Source organism: Peribacillus sp. NPDC096622, from assembly GCF_044762665.1.
GTDB lineage: Bacteria > Bacillota > Bacilli > Bacillales > DSM-1321 > Peribacillus > Peribacillus frigoritolerans_B.
This window is the reverse complement of sequence record NZ_JBIWES010000021.1, coordinates 1-18,290: the sequence shown is the minus strand read 5'-3', so window position 1 is coordinate 18,290 and position 18,290 is coordinate 1. Positions and strand designations below refer to the sequence as shown.

Sequence of the window (18,290 nt, the reverse complement as noted above, 5' to 3'; positions counted from 1 at the left end):
AATTCCGAATATTATATAGCAACTATACCACTAATGTACGTTTCTATTCAAGATTGTTTCGATCACCCAACAAACGGACCGCATAGACCTGATCACAGAATCCACGAAGACCATTGTAAATCCTTTGCATGCGCGAATCATGTTCCACCAAACCAAAAACGGTCGGACCGCTTCCGCTCATCAAGACCGAATCTGCTCCAAATGTCTTCATTTGATCTTTAATGTTCGCAACCTCCGGGTATAACTGCAATGTCACTTGTTCAAGAACATTCCCCAACCCTTCACATACATCGTGATAATTGTTTTCCATAATAGCCGAAATCATTCCAGGTACATCCGGATGCTCCATTTTTGAAGTTTGGAGCCTTTTGTATATATCGGCAGTCGAAACGCCGATCGTCGGTTTGGCCAAGATGACCCAGCACTTTGGCGGTGCAGGAAGATGCGTGATTTTTTCCCCGCGCCCTCTGGCCAATGCCGTACCTCCATATACACAAAATGAAACATCAGAGCCAATTTCAGCTCCGATTTCCGCAAGTTCATCCATGGAAAGACCAAGCTTCCACAGTCTATTTAAGCCTCTCAAGGTTGCTGCGGCATCACTGCTTCCACCAGCAAGTCCTGCGGCTACAGGTATATTTTTCTCTATAGTTATGGAAACACCTTTATTGATTCCAAAACGTTCCTTTAGAATAAATGCAGCTTGATAAGCTAAATTCCGATGATCATCCGGAACAAATCGATTATGGGATAGAATTTGAATATGATTTCCCTTTATTTCCTTTAGTTCAATTCTATCGGCAAGGTCGACTGTCGTCATGATCATTTCCACCTCATGATACCCATCAGGCCGTTTGAAAAGCACATCCAAAGCCAAATTAATTTTAGCCGGGGCTTTTTCCATAAGCTTCAATATGTCCACCTACTTTAACGTTCTTAAAAGTTCTTGTCCTATTCTATCATATTTGTTTATATTCTAAAGGTTTTTTCATCGTAATTTCAATGTAATGAAGCTAAGAGTGACCCTTAGAGGAGAATAGACACATGTAGGCACATTGGAGAGCAACCACTTCCTGCATCCCAAAAGACTTGCTACATATCCATATAGCATTCACCGATACATAAAAAAACCAGACTCCTTAACTACAATGTAAGCAAAAATGAATAGAGCTATACATTGTATAAAGAGTCCGGCTTCTTTCAACATGACGGCATGATACAATTTAGTGTCTTATCTTACTCTTTGTTCACCAATTGACGTTGTGCTTTTTCGATAGCAAGTTTTACCATGTTTCCTGCGTCCCTGGCCCGGATTCCTCCCCAGCCTTCTTTCTGGACAACATCGTAAAATCCAAGTTCTTTAGCCAATTCCTCTTTAAGATCATTTGACATAATCCCTTTTTTCCTGCTCAAGCGAAGCAACCCCTTTCACATGCCGTCACATGCCTAGTGTTTGCATCATACGCTATTTCATTACATCCTTTTTAAACCTTTATTGGGGTTCACAGGATATTCCATGCAAAACAAAAAGCAGCAAACAAAGTTGTTAGCTGCCTCGTCTAAGTTACATCTCTTGTTGTTTGTTTAAAAATGTTAGTTCTACGGTTTCCGTTAAAACATCCGCATAGCTGTAAGATACTCTTTCAAACGCATTTTCATCTTGGTCGAGCTCAATTACAAAAACAGCCGGATAAGTTTCCGCCAAAGTTCCAAATCGTTCTACAGTCTTTCTTCTTCCACCGTTTGCTTTTAAGAGCAATCTTTTACCTAGGTTTGAATCAAGTGCAGTTTTAATATCAGCTAGAGTTTTTGGCATTTTCGGTCCACCTCACTAAGTTAAGTATATCACAATTTACAAATATACGCAAACAAAATAATAAATTATATCAGCACTTAAAAATGTAGTCAATATATTTTTATCTGAAATTCGGCAAAATCGCGAACAATTTTATTATATCCTGGGAAATGAAAAATTATGTAAACGAACTATTCCATTATTTATTAAGCCGAATTTTCGTAATTAAATCATTCCATAGTGACATTTCTCAACAAAAAATCCGTTTTTTTGTGAGGATATCCGAAATTTTACCCCACCAAAAGCAAGCTGCATTCTTTCAAAATGCAGCTCGTTCATTCTTCCTGAAATGGCTTGAAAGGCAACCCGGTCCGTAACACTCCTTTTGTCTCAATCCCCCCCAGCCCCTTCTCTCCCGTTAATGTATTCCGAAGGACATCCCATACATGAATATGATCGGAAAAAGGCGTAAAACTTATCTTTCCGACGATATATACCGGATCAAGAGCATGTATATTAACACGGGAAGGAGAACTTGCGAAATTTGCCCCCGCTTGGATCAGCGATTCAAAATGCGACTGACAAGCCCCGGCAAATATAATCAGTTGGTCTAAATGAGAAACCCTCCTTCGCGCTTCTCTAACTGTCTGTACAAAATCCTTTGAGTGACGATAGGCATTAATATCGGACATCGGTCCTTTTGATTTTGAATAGGCATCATGACCGGTGACAACAAGAATGTCCGGCCGATAATGATCCAACAACCCCCCGATTCTTTGGGGCATTTCCTTTTCATTGCAATAGATGCCATTGACCGGAATGCCGAATTTCTGATAAAGATCCATGCATTTCCTTAAGTAAGATGCATCCCCATCAACATGGAGGACTCTCCCTGGTATTTGAAAATATTCACCGCTATACCGATAGCCATTACTGGATTGATAGCCATTTTTTTGTTGTTGCAGCTCTAGATCTTGTGTTAATAAGCGGTCAGATTGTTCTTGAAGTACCTCATTCGACCTTTGTCGATCATTTCTTTCATTATCATTAATAATCATTAAATCTTGAAAAGGTGCATCTGCAATCAGTCGGATATCTTCCCCATAAAGAACAGCTTCACGCCTTCCGTCAATATCACGGATATCGATTACCCGGAACAACACGTCGCATTTATAAGAAATCCGACCAACAATATCGTTTATTTGAATATTCATGGCCCCACCCCATGAGAAGACTTATTTTCAGCCCGCCCTAGTTTATTTTCATTCTTAAGTTATGCGAACCATTCTTGAATGGTGAAAGGTGGAGATTGATTACATTTTCGGGTACGTTCCGTCGGATGGGGCAATTTCAAAATAAAAAAAGCCGGAAGCTGGGAGTGACCCCATTCCGACTTGAATCTTTCACATTTTCTTTATTTGAAATTCGGCAATAACGCATCACTTAAGCGGCCAAATTCTTTGATGCTCAGTGTTTCGCCCCGTCTGGAAGGATCCACTTCCGCGGCTTCGAGGGCGGCAAGTATGTGTTCCTTTTTCGATTTACCATCTGGCAGCTGACTGGTTAAGTTATTTAAAATCGTTTTCCGACGCTGTGCAAAGCACGCCCGGGTCACAGTGAATAAGAAATCCTCATCAAGGACTTCGACGATTGGCTTCATGCGCCTAGTAAGGCGGATTACAGCTGAATCAACATTAGGCTGAGGCATGAATACCGTTTTGGGAACGATCATCACTGTTTCGGCTTCTGTATAATATTGAATGGCAATGGATAAAGAACCATATTCCTTTGTCCCAGGTTTTGCGGCAATTCGATCAGCCACTTCCTTTTGCAGCATGCACACAATGCCTCTAATGGGCAAGTCCTCGGACAATAGCTTTAAAATGATCGGCGTCGTGACATAGTATGGCAGATTTGCAACGACCATCAAGTCCGAGAATCCAGCAAATTCATCCTCGATGACCTTCTTGACATCAGCCTTAAGAACATCCCCGTGAATGATGTTTACATTGTTATAGGGAGACAGTGTATCCGATAAGATGGGCAGTAGACGCTGATCAATCTCAAAGGCAGCAACCTTTTTGCTGCTTTTCGCCAGTTGTTCCGTCAATGCCCCGATTCCCGGCCCAATTTCGATGGCGCCGCTTTCCTCCGTCAAATTGGCATGTTCGACAATACGTTTCAAGATATTCGTATCGATTAAAAAGTTTTGGCCTAAGCTCTTTTTAAAGGAGAATCCGTATTTCTTTAATATTTCTTTCGTTCTGACAGGGGTTGCAATATCCTTATTCATTTTTTTCCTCCTGAATTATCTGTACCATCGCTTCCTCAAAAGCCTCAGTTGATATTTGGAACATTTTTAGTCTCTTATATAACTGTTTACCATTGGTAAACCCGATTTTTAAAATAGATCCAAGTTTTTCCCTACGTTCCTTGGCACCGGATCCCCCGATTAAACCTGCATCTATTAAATCCTGCTGTGAAATCTCTTCTGAAGCCTCTTCATCCATTATTTGGGCGTCCTTTAAAGCATTACGAATTGCCTCAGGAGAAGCATGTTCCACACCAATTCCTCTACCTGACTTAGGAAGGGCTTCCTTCTTCGTTAAAAAGGCGTGTTTACAGCCTTTTACTTGTTCTGAAATTATATTCCTGATTTTTTGACCAGGAAAATCAGGGTCTGTGAAAATGATGGCTCCACGTGTCTTTTGTGCAAGCCTCACCTGTTCAATACAGGACTCATTCACCGCTGATCCGTTGGTTTCTATTGTATCAGCATTAACAGCCCTTTTTATCGCCACTGTATCGTCTTTTCCTTCTACAACAATAATTTCTTTAATCTTTTTCATGGTTTCCTCCATACAGAAAAGCGCAAGCCGCTTTGATTAGCTCTTGGATAAACGTAACCGGTCCCCCGTAAAATTTTGGGTAGAGAATCCATTCAAGATCATTTATGAAAGTTTACACGCATATATTGAAATCTTATGGAATGATGAGACGTCTATCTTATTAAAACAGTTTTACATGGGGTTTTTCAACAAATGGAAAATAAAACGCAAAAAACAGGAGACGAATTCATCTCCTGCGAGAGAAACCTTATTAGTCCAATACGCGAATCTTTACTCTCTTAACACCCCAGCGATAGGCATCATTTTTTGAGGAAAAGAAGACGTCAATCTTATTTCCCTTTATTGCTCCGCCTTTGTCAGCCGCTACAGCATAGCCATATCCCTCTACATATACTTTCGACCCCATAGGAATTACGCTTGGATCGACAGCAATGATTTTCGCACCTGGATTACTCTTTAGATCTACTCCTGTGGACGTGACTCCGGAACAGCCCTTACAACTGGCAGTATAAGCTGTTGATGATACGTATATTTCTTTCCCACTTGAAGAACTAACGTTAGTTACTCCCCGTGATGCCTGGGCAACCGTCGTTCGAGTTCCGACCGTTACAACTTTATCCTGCTTTTTATTAACTACTTTTTCTGAAAGTAATTCTCTTTTGACCTCTTTGCCATTTTCTTTAATAACTTCATATTCCTTGGAAACGAGCCCGTCTTTTCCTTCTTTGACAACTTTCTCTTTCCCTTTTGATAAAGAGTCATCTTTTTTAGTTATGACAGCAAAGTCAACTGGTTCTTCCACTACATCGGTGACTTTTTCAATTCGAACTACGTTTACCGTATTCTCAGCTTCAACTTTTTCGGTTAATTCTGGCTCAACTCGATCCAAATCATTGAGTTTTACTCCTTGTTGCTTTAAAAAGTCAGCGACAGTAGTCGAAGTTGACCATACCTGCTTTTCGTCTCCACCTACCACTAATTTCAGTGAAAAGGCTTTGTCTATGGCAACTTCCATATTCGCTTTCAGCTTCGTATTTTTTGAAGGGGTGATCTTATCCTGTTCCTTCACACTAAGATTTTGGTCTTTTAAAAGTTCATCCACCGAATCGGCGGTGGACCAGACTTCCTTCTTCTTGCCATCCTGCACCATGATGATTTTTTGTGCAGGCTTCCAAACCACCTCCAAATCATCATCAACCTTTGTGGATCTTGATGGGTGGACATAGTCTGCGGCTTGAACGGTAATCTCTAAATCTTCCAACATATCATTTACAGTAGCCGCGTGTGTACGCACTACCTCTTTTTTTCCATCTAGCATGATTGTTACTGTATCCTTTGTTCCCTGATATATTAGTATTCCCAATGCTGTAGAAACCAGAATAGCACTGCAAATGGCAATGGCCATTCTCTTCTTCCCAAAAGGTTTGGGAATAAGGTTTTTCATAGTTTTTAATAGAATGAAAAACTCCTCCTTCCTCCCGGTGATTATATAGACTTAGTTATCAAGCTGTCAACCCATTCACTTCTCATTCAGGAAATTACTACCTATTATGCATATTCCATATTGAAAAGGAAAGGGCGACTTCTCGACATAATAAGCCTATAGTTGGAGTGAGATTTGTAGAAACCTTAAAAAAGTGCGATTTTAGCTAGCAAACCCCGGGAGATATTGTAAAAAAAAATGTCAGTTAATGCCGAATAATTTCTTGGCATTTTCCGTTGTCGCCTGGGAAACTTCCTCTATTGTAAGTTGTTTGATTTCTGCAATTTGTTCAGCAACAAGTTTCACATATGAAGGTTCATTACGCTTCCCTCTATAAGGATGGGGAGCCAAGTAAGGGCAATCGGTCTCAATCAGTAAACGGTCTAAAGGTACGGCTGCTGCCACTTCCTTTGGTTTTTTTGCATTCTTGAAGGTCACAGGTCCACCCAATGAAATATAAAAATTCATATTGATGCACTCCAAAGCCGTTTCTGCACTTCCGCTAAAGCAATGCATGATGCCTCCAACCCTTGATGCCTCTTCTTCCTTTAGTATGTTCACGATATCCGCGGTCGCTTCCCGATTATGGATGATAATGGGCAGCCCCACCTTTTTTGCCAATCGGATTTGCTTCCTGAACACCTCCATTTGAACATCTTTCGGAGATTTATCCCAATGATAGTCCAGGCCCATCTCACCAATGGCAACAACCTTTGGATGATTGGATAATTCCTCGATCCATTGTAAGTCCTCTTCTGTCATATCTATAGCATCCACAGGATGCCATCCGACTGCGGCATACATGAAATCATAAGTTTCTATTAATTCCATTGCCCTTATAATGGTGGGCCGGTCAAAACCAACGACTACCATATTATTGACCCCTGCTTCCTTAGCTCTTTCTATTACGTCTTCGAGATCCTCGTTGAATTGTTCCGCATTTACATGTACATGTGTGTCAAATAACATTATTTTTCTTCCTTTCTAGCACTATTTTATAAAAAAATGAAAGTTTTATGTTTCACATTTAGGTAACAAACAGATTACAAAGGAGCCAATATGCCCAACAAATAAATGTAGAACCAAAAACAAACCTATATTACGTTACTTTTTCCAAAAGCGTAAAGAAAAAAACATAAAAATGTTTCATATGAAACACCTTTATGTTTTCATCCGTTTATTTCACTTTTGAACCATTTGGAATCGATGAATCTATTGTAGCGACAGAGAGCACACCATCCTGGCTTCCCGCCAAAATCATTCCTTGAGAGAGCTCGCCACGAAGTTTAACAGGTTTCAAATTCGTTACGCATATCACTTTTTTTCCTACTAAATCTTCTGGTTTATAGTGCTGTGCAATGCCTGATACGACTTGCCGTTTCTCATAGCCCAAATCAAGCTGAAGTTTAAGAAGCTTATCCGCCTTCTTTACAGGCTCAACTTCCATTACCTGAGCAACACGAAGCTCGACTTTTGTAAAGTCATCGATAGTGATTTCATCAACCTCCGGAATCGTCTCTTCCACTTTTTCCTCGGCCTTAGGGGCATCACCCTGCATTTGTTCTTTAATATATAAAACTTCCTCTTCCATATCCAAACGAGGGAAGATCGGGTCTCCCTTCAAGACTTTTGTTTCAGCAGGAATTTGACCGAACTCAGCTAAACTGTCCCAGGATTTTAACACATCATCCTCGATGTTAAGCTGAGCAAAGATTTTTTCCGGCGTTTGCGTCAAGAACGGTTTTAAAAGGATTGCCGTCCTGCGTAATGATTCCGCCAAATGAACCATGACGCTGGCAAGGACTTCTTTCCTTGATTCATCTTTAGCAAGAGTCCACGGCTGGGTCTCATCAATGAATTTATTAGTTCTGCTCACGAGTTGCCAAATGGATGTTAGTGCAACTGAAAATTCCATGTTTTCCATTGCTTCCTCATACTTGCCTACCGTATCTTGGTTCATTTCAAGCAAAGCCTTTTCGAATTCTCCATTGGATCCTTTATAATTTGGAATCACACCATCAAAATATTTATTGACCATTGCAACTGTTCGATTTAATAAATTCCCTAAATCATTTGCCAGGTCAAAATTGATCCGTTCCACAAACCCTTCCGGTGTAAATACCCCATCGGAACCAAATGGTACTTCACGCAATAAATAGTAGCGTAAAGAATCCAAACCGTAACGATCAATCAATGTAACGGGATCCACTACATTTCCTTTTGATTTGGACATTTTACCATCTTTCATGAGAAGCCATCCGTGGGCAAAGACTTTCTTCGGAAGCGGCACGTCAAGAGCCATTAACATGATCGGCCAATAGATCGTATGGAAACGAACGATTTCCTTTCCGACCAGATGTACATCGGCCGGCCAATAATTCAAGTATTTAGAATCATTATCCGTTCCATACCCTAATGCCGTTATATAATTGGTCAAAGCATCTATCCATACATAAATAACATGCTTTGGATCTCCCGGCACCTTGATGCCCCAATCGAAAGTAGTACGTGAAACGGCCAGATCCTCCAATCCAGGCTTGATGAAGTTATTGATCATTTCGTTTTTGCGGGATTCCGGCTGAATGAAATCCGGGTTTTCCTCATAAAACTTAAGTAACCGATCCGCATATTTACTCATCTTAAAGAAATAAGATTCCTCTTTTACCTTTTCAACAGGCCTGCCGCAATCAGGACAGTTTCCATTGCTTTCTTCCACTTGACGTTCCGTGAAGAAAGATTCGCAAGGTGTACAATATAACCCTTCATATTGGTCCAAATATATATCACCTTGGTCCAATAGCCTTTTGAAAATCTTGGCTACGACCTCTTTATGGCGATCTTCCGTCGTCCTGATGAAATCGTCATAAGAAATATCAAGCTTTTCCCATAGTTCTTTAATCCCTGATACGATATTATCTACATATTGCTGTGGAGTGATTCCTTCCTCAGCCGCTTTACGCTGGATTTTTTGACCATGTTCATCAGTTCCTGTTAAATACATGACATCGAAGCCACGCATCCTTTTATAACGAGCCATGGCATCCCCTGCCACTGTCGTATACGCGTGCCCTATATGTAAATTACCACTCGGATAATATATGGGTGTCGTGATATAGAATGTTTTTAATTTATCTTGCACTTCGTTCCCTCCTCATCATTTGAAAAACCGGCTATGGGACTGACCCAAGCCATAAGAATATATATTTAAGCTTTATCTCTATTTTAACGCTATATACAATTCTGCGCGACAATAATCACTAATCTAATCATCATGTTAATAGAATAAAAAAATGATAAGTAAATCTCACTATAAAAATAAGGGGACTTCCCTTCTGTCAGCATTACCTCTTACCTCAACAAAATATACCTAAATTTCTATTTTTGTGCAACAACTCACATATTCATAAACTTTTTAAGAAAATTATCCTTAATTCAGAACTTTTGTTTTGAAACTAAAATATATTTAATCATATAATGGTGAAGTATGTTTTCATATGCATACTTTGTCGAAATGTGGTGAAGTGAGTAGTTCTTTGTAATCCTGCATTTCTTTACTTTTTTTTAAAGGCATAACCGATTTTTTCTCTTTAAAAGCCATTTCGTTATACAAATGGGCCATGCTATTTCTTACAAAAAAATGAAAATAAATCATTGACGAATTTGGGAATGGCTGGTATTATAAATTTATAAAAAAATTTGTCGAATAATGGCGAAAAAAATAGAAATAGGGTACTAGATTGTAACTGAGAGGAGAATTTTTTAAATGAAATCTACAGGTATTGTTCGTAAAGTTGATGAGTTAGGCCGGGTGGTTATTCCAATCGAACTTCGTCGTACATTGGGTATCGCTGAGAAAGACGCTCTTGAAATCTATGTTGATGATGAGCGCATCATCTTGAAAAAATACAAACCAAACATGACTTGCCAAGTTACAGGTGAAGTTTCCGATAACAACCTTACACTTGCCAATGGTAAATTGATTCTTAGCCGTGAAGGTGCAGAATTACTTATTCAAGAAATTCAACAAAACTTCACTGCTTCTAAATAAAATGATAAAAAAACTTCCGGTCTCCGGAAGTTTTTTTTATGCTTATTATTGTATATCAATGTGAAACGCTTGATATACATCTCGTTTTTGCATATTGCGATCTTTTGCGACCTGCTTGATTGCGTCCTTTGAACTGAACTGCTTGGTTTCTATATAATGATTAACATGACCGACGATATCAAGGGCCATCCACCAAGCTTCTTCCGATTCATCCTCCGACCATTGCCCGCCTTCTATTATCAAACAGAACTCACCCCGAATTTCGGATTCCACCGCCCATGTCAATGCTTCACTAACAGTCCCTCGAATGAACTCTTCAAATTTCTTGGTTAATTCGCGGCATAATACTATACGACGGTCACCTAAAATTTCATGCATATGTTTCAATGTTTCTTTCAATCGATGGGGCGATTCATAAACGATCCAAGTTGATTCCATTTTTTTTAATTTTTCCAGTTCCTGCTTTTTTTCCTTCGCTCCCCGTTGTAGAAAACCATAGAAGTAAAAAGGCTGGGGAGCCAGCCCAGATGCAATCAATGCAGTTAATGCAGCATTGGCCCCCGGCAACGGAATGACTTTAAACTGTTCGGCAATGGCATCTTTGACCAGTTCATATCCCGGGTCGGATATCGTCGGCAAGCCAGCATCACTTACCAATGCAATGACCTCTCCAGATCGAAGCCTCTCAAGCATTTGCTTCCCGCTATATTCCTTATTATGTTCATGGTAACTTACGATAGGTGTCGAAATTTCAAAGTAGTTGCATAATTTCTTCGTATTTCGCGTGTCCTCAGCAGCAATGACATCCGCTTCCTTTAAAATTCTTAAAGCCCGGAAACTCATATCCTCAAGGTTGCCTATCGGTGTAGGAACCAGATACAGAGCCGGCTCCAATCCTTCTTTTTCAAAACTCTTTTGCTGCCACATATCATGTATCCTCCTTTGCCATCCACTTTTGCTTTTGTTTTCTTGTTAATTGCTTGAATTTATATTCAGCCTGCATGGCCAATGTCCGTGTTTCGAATATTTCATGATAAATGAGTTCAACCGGGGTCCGGCCTCGTGTATACTTAGCACCCCTGCCTTGATTATGAGCGTCAATCCTACGGAGCAAATCATTGGTATACCCAGCATAATAGCTGCCGTCCCTGCATTCTAAAACATAAAAATAGTGCTTATTCCTCTCCATATAGAATCCTTCTGATTTCCGGATTATACTCATTTTGATCATTATATACAACAAGCGGGGGAAGAATCTTCAAATCAGGGTTGCCGTCCTTTATCCCTTCTATGAGAATCGTATTCGCTTCTTTTGAACTTTTTGGATAAACGAATTGCAGTCGCTTCGGTTCAATTCTGTACATCCTCATAAAATGCAGGATATCCATCAGACGGCCCGGTCTATGAACGAATGCGGCTTTCCCACCTTGACGCAGTAACTGGCTTGAAACACGCATGACGTCCTCAAGATTACACATTATTTCATGTCGGGCAATTGCAAAATGCTCATTTTTGTTAATTTCCTCGATGGATGGTGTCGGGAAATAGGGTGGATTGCAAGTAACGACATCATATTTGCTATACCCTATCTGTTTTGGAATTTCTTTTATATCTCCATGAATCATCTCGATTTGGGAGGATACACCATTATAGTCCATGCTCCTCTGGGCCATGTCATATAACCGCTCTTGAATTTCAACACCGGTAATTGTCCCTTTCGTTCTTGTACTCAGCAGCAAAGGTATGACCCCATTGCCCGAGCAAAGATCGACAATTTTCCCTTTTTGGATCGGTACATTCACGAACCTTGATAATAAAACGGCATCTAATGAAAAAGAGAACACCGATGGGCTCTGGATGATCCTTAAATTCTCAGCCAATAGATAATCCAGGCGCTCATCTCCATTAAGTTCTACCATTGCTGTTACCCTCCTAATCATGTATGGAAAAAGCATGTTTAGGGACCATGCTTCTACATCACTATCGTACAAAAAGGGGTCTGACTCATAGTATGCGTCAGACCCCGAATCACTATATATTGTAAACGGTCTATCTATCACGTAAAAGAGATGGAACATCTTTTATATTATCCATTATCACTTCTTGTTTAAAAAAGATAAACAGAACAGGCAATCCCCTTCTTTTCGTAAACTGCCAAAATGCAGATTGCAAATATGAAAGCCTTCTTGATAGATACGGGCTAAATTATCATAGCCTTCCCCGATATCCATAACCTTTTCCGCACTAGCAGTACGGTTTTTCACTTTTTGTTTGACCTTTACTGCAGCAGGCGCACTTTCGACTTCCACAAGGCCCAACCGATGGCGCAAATGCTCGTTCTCCAGCTTGAGCGACTGATTTTCCTCAAGGATTTCAGCTAAGTTCTGCTTCAATTCTCCAAGCTGCTTATATAATTGGCCTATCTGGGTTTCCATATTGGTCACCGACTCAAAAATATCTTTCTTATCCACGCTCTCCCACCACCTTAATAATCTGTGGCTTGAATAGAAACGGCTCCCTCTTTTAGAATCTCATCTAGAGTATACTCTAATACTCTTTCTTGCCCGATTAGTTCAATCTGAAGTACGCGTTCTAGAATATTAAGCCCCACTACCTTGCCTTTGCCACCAGGCGTATTAATCATTTCACCTAAATCAGGAAGCATTTCCTTCGCACTTTCATACTCATCATTTTCATATTTCAGACAGCACATCAATCGACCGCATAAACCTGAGATTTTTGTAGGGTTTAATGATAAATTCTGATCCTTCGCCATTTTGATGGAAACCGGTTCAAAATCTCCAAGAAATGTGGAGCAACAAAGCATTCTGCCACAAGGTCCGATGCCACCAAGCATCTTTGCCTCATCCCTTACCCCGATTTGGCGCAGTTCTATGCGAGTTCTGAATATGGCAGCTAAATCTTTGACTAAATCACGGAAATCCACGCGACCATCCGCTGTAAAATAAAACACGACTTTATTTCTGTCGAAAGTATATGACACATCAACCAGCTTCATATCCAGCTTATGCTCCACAACCTTTTGACAACATATAGTGTAAGCCTCTTCTGCAGCCGCCTTGTTCTCGTCTACAATCAGCTTATCTTTTGCATCAGCGACTCGAAGTACTTTTTTCAATGGCAGGACAACATCGTTTTCATCTACTTGTTTACGGGCTGTAACGACTTTACCGAATTCAACACCGCGGACAGTCTCCACTATTACAAAATCGTCCTTAGGAATAGCGAATTCACCCGGATCGAAGTAGTATATTTTGCCCGCCTTTTTAAAACGGACACCTACAACATCATACAAATCATGATCCCTCCTGCAAATTCAGCACAAGCTGTTCCATCAACAGCTGTGGATTCGTGTTGGACATCAGCTTCCTTTTTGCTTCCAAAATGCAACCCATATGTTCAGCAAGGCGTCTTGGGGAAAGATGAAGAGCGTGAGTTTCAAATTCCTTCAGTTTATTCTGGAACACAACGAAGTCCTTTTTGTCCAACTGAATGTATAATAAATCCTTATATATAAGAAGTAACAAATCAAGACCTCTGTCAACCTGTTCTCTTTCTTTAAAGTGTGTGAACCAATCCGTCTGAAGATACAGCATTGCCTTCAAGGAATTAAGTTTTAACACTTCATATAATTTTACCACTATTTTTTGAGCTTGTACAAACCATTCATCATGGCTAAGCTCGATTCCAGCTTCCACATTCTGTGTTATGTGGGCGATAACCGAGGCCAGCTGCGGTTCTAACTCCTGTTCCATCAGCTTCCGTTTTACATTCTCCGGAGATAATGGCTTGAACGAAATCACTTGGCACCTTGATAATATAGTCGGAAGAATCCTCTGAAGCTGTTCGGTCATCAATATTGCTACAGTATCAGCCGAAGGTTCTTCTAAAAATTTCAATAGACTGTTGGCTGCCCCCACCGACATTTTGTCAGCATCGGCAATCATATAAACCTTCCGATCTGCCTCTACGCTTTTTTTCGAGAATTCTTCCTGAAGCCCCTTGATTTGTTCTTTCTTTATTGAGAGGCCGTCCTTTTCTATCAAATGGACATCAGGATGATTCCCACTTGAAATCCGTTTGCAATTCCGACAAAGTTCGCATGGCTCATAACCTGCTGTCGGGGCTTCACAAAGTAAGCTTTTGGCAAAGGCAATGCTTATGTCTTGCTTACCTGTCCCTTTTTCCCCTTCAAATAAATACGCATGAGCCACCCTGTTTTTCGTTATGCTATTTTGCAGCATCGTCATTACCTGCGGCTGAATTTCACTCATGTCCTGCCATGTTTTATCCAAAACCATCAACTCACTTAAGTATATAAATTAATCAGAAGACCTTTAATTTCACCAATCATTTCCAATATTTCAAGCGAACTTTTCTCTTTACTAAGAATTTCCTCGCTTAACTCAACTAATCTTGCATCTATCGTTTCCACGGTTTTCAATGGCCGGCTCTGTCCATATTCGTTCCAGCTCGTGGATTGCTTCAGTTCCAGTCCATATTCGACAGCTTCTTTAACAAGCCGTTTCACCAATGCTTTATATTTTGCCAATTCCCTAAAAGTACGTGATCTTACTAAACGCTGACCCGCCCCTTCAATATCGCCTATCAAACGGTTTAATGTTTGGATTTGCATCTTTTGATCCTGTGTCTGGACCATTTGTTGAAATCTGCCATTTCCAGTTTGAAATTGTTTGGCATCCTGACGCGATTTATCCAGCTTAATAGGGATGTCATGGTTGATTTTCATAATGAACCTCCCTGAAACTAACCGTTAAAATTGTAAAAAGGTTTCAACCGGCAGAACAAAAATGGTCGCACCGCCCACTTGAATCTCCACTGGGTAAGGTACATATGACTCGGCATTCCCGCCCATCGGCGAAACCGGTGATACTAATTGGGATCGTGACTGACAATTCTGTTTGATGATATCGATGGCTTGGTCAACACGTTCATCCTCTGTGCCAATCATAAAAGTCGTATTACCTGATTTTAAAAACCCGCCGGTGCTGGCTAGCTTGGTCGTTCCGAAATTATTTTCCACTAATTGATTCAGCAGGCGATGACTATCCTTGTCTTGAACGACAGCAATGATCATTTTCATTCTCATCATCCTCCGGTTACTCTGAATTTTTACTAACTCCATTATAGCAACTAGTCCTTGCCTGGAATAGTATTGGTTGAATAATATGGAAACCTATATATTCAGTTTCCCGCTTTCGCTAAAAAATCCAACAAGCTGGCTTTCGTTTCCTCAAAGACTTCATCTATTGTCCGGCCTGCATCCACGATAATGAAACGGTCTTTCCATCTATTTATAATGAACTGATACCCCTCACAAACTTTTTTATGGAAGTCAAGGGCTTCAAGATCCAGCCGGTTCACTTCCCGTTCCCCATTGGACTGGATACGTCTCAATCCCTCCTCTGGGTCGATGTCAAAAAAGAGCGTGGCATCTGGCATCATATCTCCAATTGCAAATTTATTGATATTGTAAACTTCTTCTATATCCAAACCCCTTGCATGACCCTGATAGGCTAACGAGCTATCTATAAATCGGTCACAGAGGACAATTCCCCCTCGTTCCAACTCAGGCATGACCACTTCCACTAAATGCTGACGCCTTGCTGCTGCGTATAATAAAGCCTCTGTCCTCGAGTCCATGGCTGTATTATCTTTATTAAGGATCACTTCCCTAATTTGCTCCGAAATGGGAACTCCCCCTGGCTCACGGGTTAATAGAACTTGATAGCCTTCTTGTTGCAGAGCCTTGCCAAGCATTTGGGTAATGGTTGTTTTCCCGGCACCCTCAGGCCCTTCCATTGTTATAAAAATACCACGTTTCATCGATGTACCTCCAAGGTTCTTTGTTTGTAGTATATCATTTTAACCAGTCTGCCCGCTTTCATAAACGATCAATTCTCCGTTTGAAAGGGAGGAACCGCCATGAAACCTTGATCCCATTTCCAGCAGTCTCCGTAAATTGGATATATGCTCAGGAGTAATCATTTCCCCGGACATAATTAAAGGGATGCCCGGCGGATAAGGAATGACCATCTCGGCAGATACCTCACCGGCTGCTTTCCCTAATACGACAGGTTTGGATTTACTATGCTTCATGACGGAGTAGGGCATTTCAAGCCCTGTCATTGACCTTCCATCAGGCCAGAAGACCCCAAGATCTGCTTCCTTGTTTCCAGTCCTGTCTTCAGTGGCACTTTTTATAGTTTGTACGATTTCATGAAAAGGAAAATCGGTACCTATTTTTAATAAGGGTAAAATCATTAATAAATTATCAGGATCAGCCAATTCCGTAAAAATGCCTTCGGCTTCACATAGCTGCTGTAACTCAAATCCGCTTAAACCATTTGTTGATTGAATGACTACTTTCAACGGGTCTGCCAAGGTGCCTAGTGGCGCCTCCAGCACCCTTACGGTTTGGAGGGCTCCTAATTCTCCTCTGAAGTCTGATATCTTTTCAACAAGGGATCTTTTATCTTCTGAAGTAAAAGCGGCTAAGTAGGCCCTCGCCAAGTCGAGCGAACCCATAATTGGGTATGATGGGCTGCTCGACTGAAGCATTTGTAAATAGAATGATACTTGATCGACATCAACCAAGGATGAATTCACATGAAGATATGACCCCATCGTCATCGCCGGCAGTGTTTTATGCGCTGAATGGACAACAGCGTCTGCCCCTGACAATATGGCCGACTTGGGAAATGGACTCCCTAACTGAAAATGAGCGCCATGTGCCTCGTCCACCAGTACAGGAATCCCCTTTTGATGTGCGAGCCTTACCATTTCCGTCAAGTCTTCACCAATTCCATAATAATTAGGATAGGTAACAATGATGGCTTTTACATCTGGATGTACACTCAAGGCTTCTTCAATTAAATTTGATCCTACACCGCCAGCAATGCCCCATTTTTCATAATAATCTGGTTGTAAAAAAACCGGTTGTACATTCGCTAACATCAATCCATGTAAAATTGATTTATGGCAGTTTCTTTGGACAAGGACCTTATCACCTTCCCGGCAGGTTGCAAGAATCATGGCAATGTTGCCTACGGTTGACCCATTAACGAGAAAATAACTCCGCTTTACCCCATATAGATCAGCGAGTAGTTGCTCGGACTTTAAAATGGCACCCTCTGGAGCATGCAGGTCATCTAAACCGCTTATCTCCGTGGCATCAATACCAAGCAGGGGGTTGTATAAGGCTTGGCCCTTTTTATTAAACACCCATCCATTTTTATGCCCTGGGACATGCAGGGATATGGGGCTTTTTTTATGAAAAGCACTCATTGCATCGAACAACGGTGTTTGTGATTGATTCATTTTTCTCTTCCCTCATATCATAGTATTTTTTCATTTTATCAAATAAGTACGATTTTATCTCATATTGCGTCGACAGAAAGGCAATTATGCATCACTGAACAGTCTGTTTGGAGGGAACATACAGAAACATGGGAGCATGTTGCCAAGCATTCTTCTAAAGTACCAAAAAAAGAATCAGAGACTAAAGAAACACACATTTCTTTTTTCTCTGACTCTTTAACTTTCCACAAACTATTTTTTCATGATAATATTTCAGGATTAGTGATTTTTCTTAATTGCTTTAAGTAATATTGGTACTTGGGATCGTTCGTATCCGTCCCGATCATATCCCTTTCGCATTCCTCACAAATAAAAGTCGTATATAGATGTATACCCATCCCTTTTACTTGTTCACAAACCGCGCACGTTTCCCCTGCCGTTGTTTTGGTTGTTGTTGTCCCCAACATCTCCACCTCCATACCTGCATTCTCCCCAAAAACCATTGTTCGCATACATTAATTTAAATAGTTTAAGAGAACCCGGGGATGCTTTTAACAATGTATGATGAAGAATTTCAATACGTGTATGTCTTTATAAAAGTTTCCATAATTGATAATCCCTTTATATCCAATGATTTTTCTTTGCATTAAGCAAAAAAGACCAGCCAGATGGCTGATCCTTTTAAATGGCTTGGCGGCGTCCTACTCTCACAGGGGGAAACCCCCAACTACCATCGGCGCTGAAGAGCTTAACTGCCGTGTTCGGAATGGGAAC

The 18,290-nt window shown here is 40.7% G+C and carries 21 protein-coding genes and 1 rRNA gene; 1 reads left to right on the top strand and 21 read right to left on the bottom strand.

The features are described from left to right. Positions 1 to 43: 43 nt before the first annotated feature. The 9 genes from ispE to metG all read right to left on the bottom strand — a co-directional run bounded on the left by ispE (position 44) and on the right by metG (position 9,266). A complete protein-coding gene (ispE, locus tag ACIQYG_RS23605) occupies positions 44 to 913 on the bottom strand; it encodes a 4-(cytidine 5'-diphospho)-2-C-methyl-D-erythritol kinase (protein ID WP_048690002.1) in 870 nt (289 codons plus the stop codon). A gap of 323 nt (positions 914 to 1,236) precedes the next feature. Beyond that, the gene (locus tag ACIQYG_RS23600) at positions 1,237 to 1,413 is read right to left on the bottom strand and encodes a small, acid-soluble spore protein, alpha/beta type (RefSeq protein ID WP_034316340.1); all 177 of its coding nucleotides are present in this window, start codon (positions 1,411 to 1,413) and stop codon (positions 1,237 to 1,239) included. Positions 1,414 to 1,564: 151 nt separating this feature from the next. Continuing rightward, on the bottom strand, positions 1,565 to 1,816 hold the full coding sequence (gene veg, locus ACIQYG_RS23595) for a biofilm formation stimulator Veg (protein WP_034316343.1): 252 nt from the start codon (positions 1,814 to 1,816) through the stop codon (positions 1,565 to 1,567). Positions 1,817 to 2,130: 314 nt separating this feature from the next. Further along, a complete protein-coding gene (gene yabG / locus ACIQYG_RS23590) occupies positions 2,131 to 3,009 on the bottom strand; it encodes a sporulation peptidase YabG (protein ID WP_402843121.1) in 879 nt (292 codons plus the stop codon). A gap of 200 nt (positions 3,010 to 3,209) precedes the next feature. Next, positions 3,210 to 4,088, bottom strand: a complete 879-nt coding sequence (gene rsmA / locus ACIQYG_RS23585; RefSeq protein ID WP_402843118.1) for a 16S rRNA (adenine(1518)-N(6)/adenine(1519)-N(6))-dimethyltransferase RsmA — start codon at positions 4,086 to 4,088, stop codon at positions 3,210 to 3,212. Then, the gene (gene rnmV, locus ACIQYG_RS23580) at positions 4,081 to 4,644 is read right to left on the bottom strand and encodes a ribonuclease M5 (RefSeq protein WP_402843116.1); all 564 of its coding nucleotides are present in this window, start codon (positions 4,642 to 4,644) and stop codon (positions 4,081 to 4,083) included. Before rnmV ends, rsmA begins: the two co-directional genes overlap by 8 nt. Before the next feature lie 250 nt (positions 4,645 to 4,894). Continuing rightward, entirely contained in the window at positions 4,895 to 6,049 is a 1,155-nt protein-coding gene (locus tag ACIQYG_RS23575; RefSeq protein ID WP_402843114.1) for a ubiquitin-like domain-containing protein, read from the bottom strand. Positions 6,050 to 6,328: 279 nt separating this feature from the next. Then, entirely contained in the window at positions 6,329 to 7,096 is a 768-nt protein-coding gene (locus tag ACIQYG_RS23570) for a TatD family hydrolase (RefSeq protein WP_402843113.1), read from the bottom strand. A gap of 208 nt (positions 7,097 to 7,304) precedes the next feature. Further along, complete coding sequence (gene metG, locus ACIQYG_RS23565) at positions 7,305 to 9,266, bottom strand: methionine--tRNA ligase (protein WP_402843110.1); 1,962 nt, start codon at positions 9,264 to 9,266, stop codon at positions 7,305 to 7,307. Positions 9,267 to 9,890: 624 nt separating this feature from the next. Between metG and ACIQYG_RS23560 the strand changes: the two genes are divergently transcribed. Continuing rightward, on the top strand, positions 9,891 to 10,175 hold the full coding sequence (locus tag ACIQYG_RS23560; protein ID WP_048689982.1) for a transition state genes transcriptional regulator AbrB: 285 nt from the start codon (positions 9,891 to 9,893) through the stop codon (positions 10,173 to 10,175). Positions 10,176 to 10,220: 45 nt separating this feature from the next. Here ACIQYG_RS23560 and rsmI read toward each other — a convergent pair whose 3' ends face one another. The 12 genes from rsmI to rrf form a co-directional block, all read right to left on the bottom strand. Further along, positions 10,221 to 11,102, bottom strand: a complete 882-nt coding sequence (gene rsmI, locus ACIQYG_RS23555) for a 16S rRNA (cytidine(1402)-2'-O)-methyltransferase (protein ID WP_402843107.1) — start codon at positions 11,100 to 11,102, stop codon at positions 10,221 to 10,223. Position 11,103: 1 nt separating this feature from the next. Then, a complete protein-coding gene (locus tag ACIQYG_RS23550) occupies positions 11,104 to 11,364 on the bottom strand; it encodes a GIY-YIG nuclease family protein (protein WP_402843105.1) in 261 nt (86 codons plus the stop codon). Next, positions 11,351 to 12,094: a tRNA1(Val) (adenine(37)-N6)-methyltransferase gene (locus ACIQYG_RS23545; RefSeq protein WP_402843102.1), complete on the bottom strand. Its 744-nt coding sequence runs from the start codon at positions 12,092 to 12,094 to the stop codon at positions 11,351 to 11,353. Before ACIQYG_RS23545 ends, ACIQYG_RS23550 begins: the two co-directional genes overlap by 14 nt. A 177-nt stretch (positions 12,095 to 12,271) precedes the next feature. After that, a complete protein-coding gene (gene yabA / locus ACIQYG_RS23540; RefSeq protein WP_402843197.1) occupies positions 12,272 to 12,610 on the bottom strand; it encodes a DNA replication initiation control protein YabA in 339 nt (112 codons plus the stop codon). Positions 12,611 to 12,660: 50 nt separating this feature from the next. Continuing rightward, positions 12,661 to 13,491 carry a PSP1 domain-containing protein gene (locus tag ACIQYG_RS23535; protein WP_048689969.1) on the bottom strand — a complete coding sequence of 277 codons (831 nt, stop codon included), beginning with the start codon at positions 13,489 to 13,491 and terminating at the stop codon, positions 12,661 to 12,663. Position 13,492: 1 nt separating this feature from the next. Beyond that, positions 13,493 to 14,497 (bottom strand): DNA polymerase III subunit delta', encoded by a 1,005-nt coding sequence (gene holB / locus ACIQYG_RS23530; protein ID WP_402843100.1) that lies wholly within the window; start codon positions 14,495 to 14,497, stop codon positions 13,493 to 13,495. An 8-nt stretch (positions 14,498 to 14,505) separates the two neighbouring features. Beyond that, positions 14,506 to 14,946: a YaaR family protein gene (locus ACIQYG_RS23525; protein ID WP_402843097.1), complete on the bottom strand. Its 441-nt coding sequence runs from the start codon at positions 14,944 to 14,946 to the stop codon at positions 14,506 to 14,508. Between the two features lie 24 nt (positions 14,947 to 14,970). Next, positions 14,971 to 15,300 (bottom strand): cyclic-di-AMP receptor, encoded by a 330-nt coding sequence (locus ACIQYG_RS23520; RefSeq protein WP_402843095.1) that lies wholly within the window; start codon positions 15,298 to 15,300, stop codon positions 14,971 to 14,973. A gap of 101 nt (positions 15,301 to 15,401) precedes the next feature. Beyond that, positions 15,402 to 16,043 (bottom strand): dTMP kinase, encoded by a 642-nt coding sequence (gene tmk / locus ACIQYG_RS23515; protein ID WP_402843093.1) that lies wholly within the window; start codon positions 16,041 to 16,043, stop codon positions 15,402 to 15,404. A gap of 39 nt (positions 16,044 to 16,082) precedes the next feature. Further along, complete coding sequence (locus tag ACIQYG_RS23510; RefSeq protein ID WP_402843090.1) at positions 16,083 to 17,537, bottom strand: aminotransferase class I/II-fold pyridoxal phosphate-dependent enzyme; 1,455 nt, start codon at positions 17,535 to 17,537, stop codon at positions 16,083 to 16,085. Between the two features lie 239 nt (positions 17,538 to 17,776). After that, entirely contained in the window at positions 17,777 to 17,995 is a 219-nt protein-coding gene (locus tag ACIQYG_RS23505; protein ID WP_402843087.1) for a sigma factor G inhibitor Gin, read from the bottom strand. A 209-nt stretch (positions 17,996 to 18,204) separates the two neighbouring features. Next, positions 18,205 to 18,290, bottom strand: a 5S ribosomal RNA gene (gene rrf, locus ACIQYG_RS23500); the annotation flags it as partial.

Bases quoted from the DNA above. Each gene is read 5' to 3' on its own strand.
- veg (WP_034316343.1), bottom strand. From the start codon at position 1,816: ATGCCAAAAACTCTAGCTGATATTAAAACTGCACTTGATTCAAACCTA.
- yabG (WP_402843121.1), bottom strand. From the start codon at position 3,009: ATGAATATTCAAATAAACGATATTGTTGGTCGGATTTCTTATAAATGC.
- rsmA (WP_402843118.1), bottom strand. From the start codon at position 4,088: ATGAATAAGGATATTGCAACCCCTGTCAGAACGAAAGAAATATTAAAG.
- rnmV (WP_402843116.1), bottom strand. From the start codon at position 4,644: ATGAAAAAGATTAAAGAAATTATTGTTGTAGAAGGAAAAGACGATACA.
- ACIQYG_RS23575 (WP_402843114.1), bottom strand. From the start codon at position 6,049: ATGGCCATTGCCATTTGCAGTGCTATTCTGGTTTCTACAGCATTGGGA.
- ACIQYG_RS23570 (WP_402843113.1), bottom strand. From the start codon at position 7,096: ATGTTATTTGACACACATGTACATGTAAATGCGGAACAATTCAACGAG.
- ACIQYG_RS23560 (WP_048689982.1), top strand. From the start codon at position 9,891: ATGAAATCTACAGGTATTGTTCGTAAAGTTGATGAGTTAGGCCGGGTG.
- rsmI (WP_402843107.1), bottom strand. From the start codon at position 11,102: ATGTGGCAGCAAAAGAGTTTTGAAAAAGAAGGATTGGAGCCGGCTCTG.
- ACIQYG_RS23550 (WP_402843105.1), bottom strand. From the start codon at position 11,364: ATGGAGAGGAATAAGCACTATTTTTATGTTTTAGAATGCAGGGACGGC.
- ACIQYG_RS23545 (WP_402843102.1), bottom strand. From the start codon at position 12,094: ATGGTAGAACTTAATGGAGATGAGCGCCTGGATTATCTATTGGCTGAG.
- yabA (WP_402843197.1), bottom strand. From the start codon at position 12,610: ATGGAAACCCAGATAGGCCAATTATATAAGCAGCTTGGAGAATTGAAG.
- holB (WP_402843100.1), bottom strand. From the start codon at position 14,497: ATGGTTTTGGATAAAACATGGCAGGACATGAGTGAAATTCAGCCGCAG.
- ACIQYG_RS23525 (WP_402843097.1), bottom strand. From the start codon at position 14,946: ATGAAAATCAACCATGACATCCCTATTAAGCTGGATAAATCGCGTCAG.
- ACIQYG_RS23520 (WP_402843095.1), bottom strand. From the start codon at position 15,300: ATGAAAATGATCATTGCTGTCGTTCAAGACAAGGATAGTCATCGCCTG.
- tmk (WP_402843093.1), bottom strand. From the start codon at position 16,043: ATGAAACGTGGTATTTTTATAACAATGGAAGGGCCTGAGGGTGCCGGG.
- ACIQYG_RS23510 (WP_402843090.1), bottom strand. From the start codon at position 17,537: ATGAATCAATCACAAACACCGTTGTTCGATGCAATGAGTGCTTTTCAT.
- ACIQYG_RS23505 (WP_402843087.1), bottom strand. From the start codon at position 17,995: ATGGAGGTGGAGATGTTGGGGACAACAACAACCAAAACAACGGCAGGG.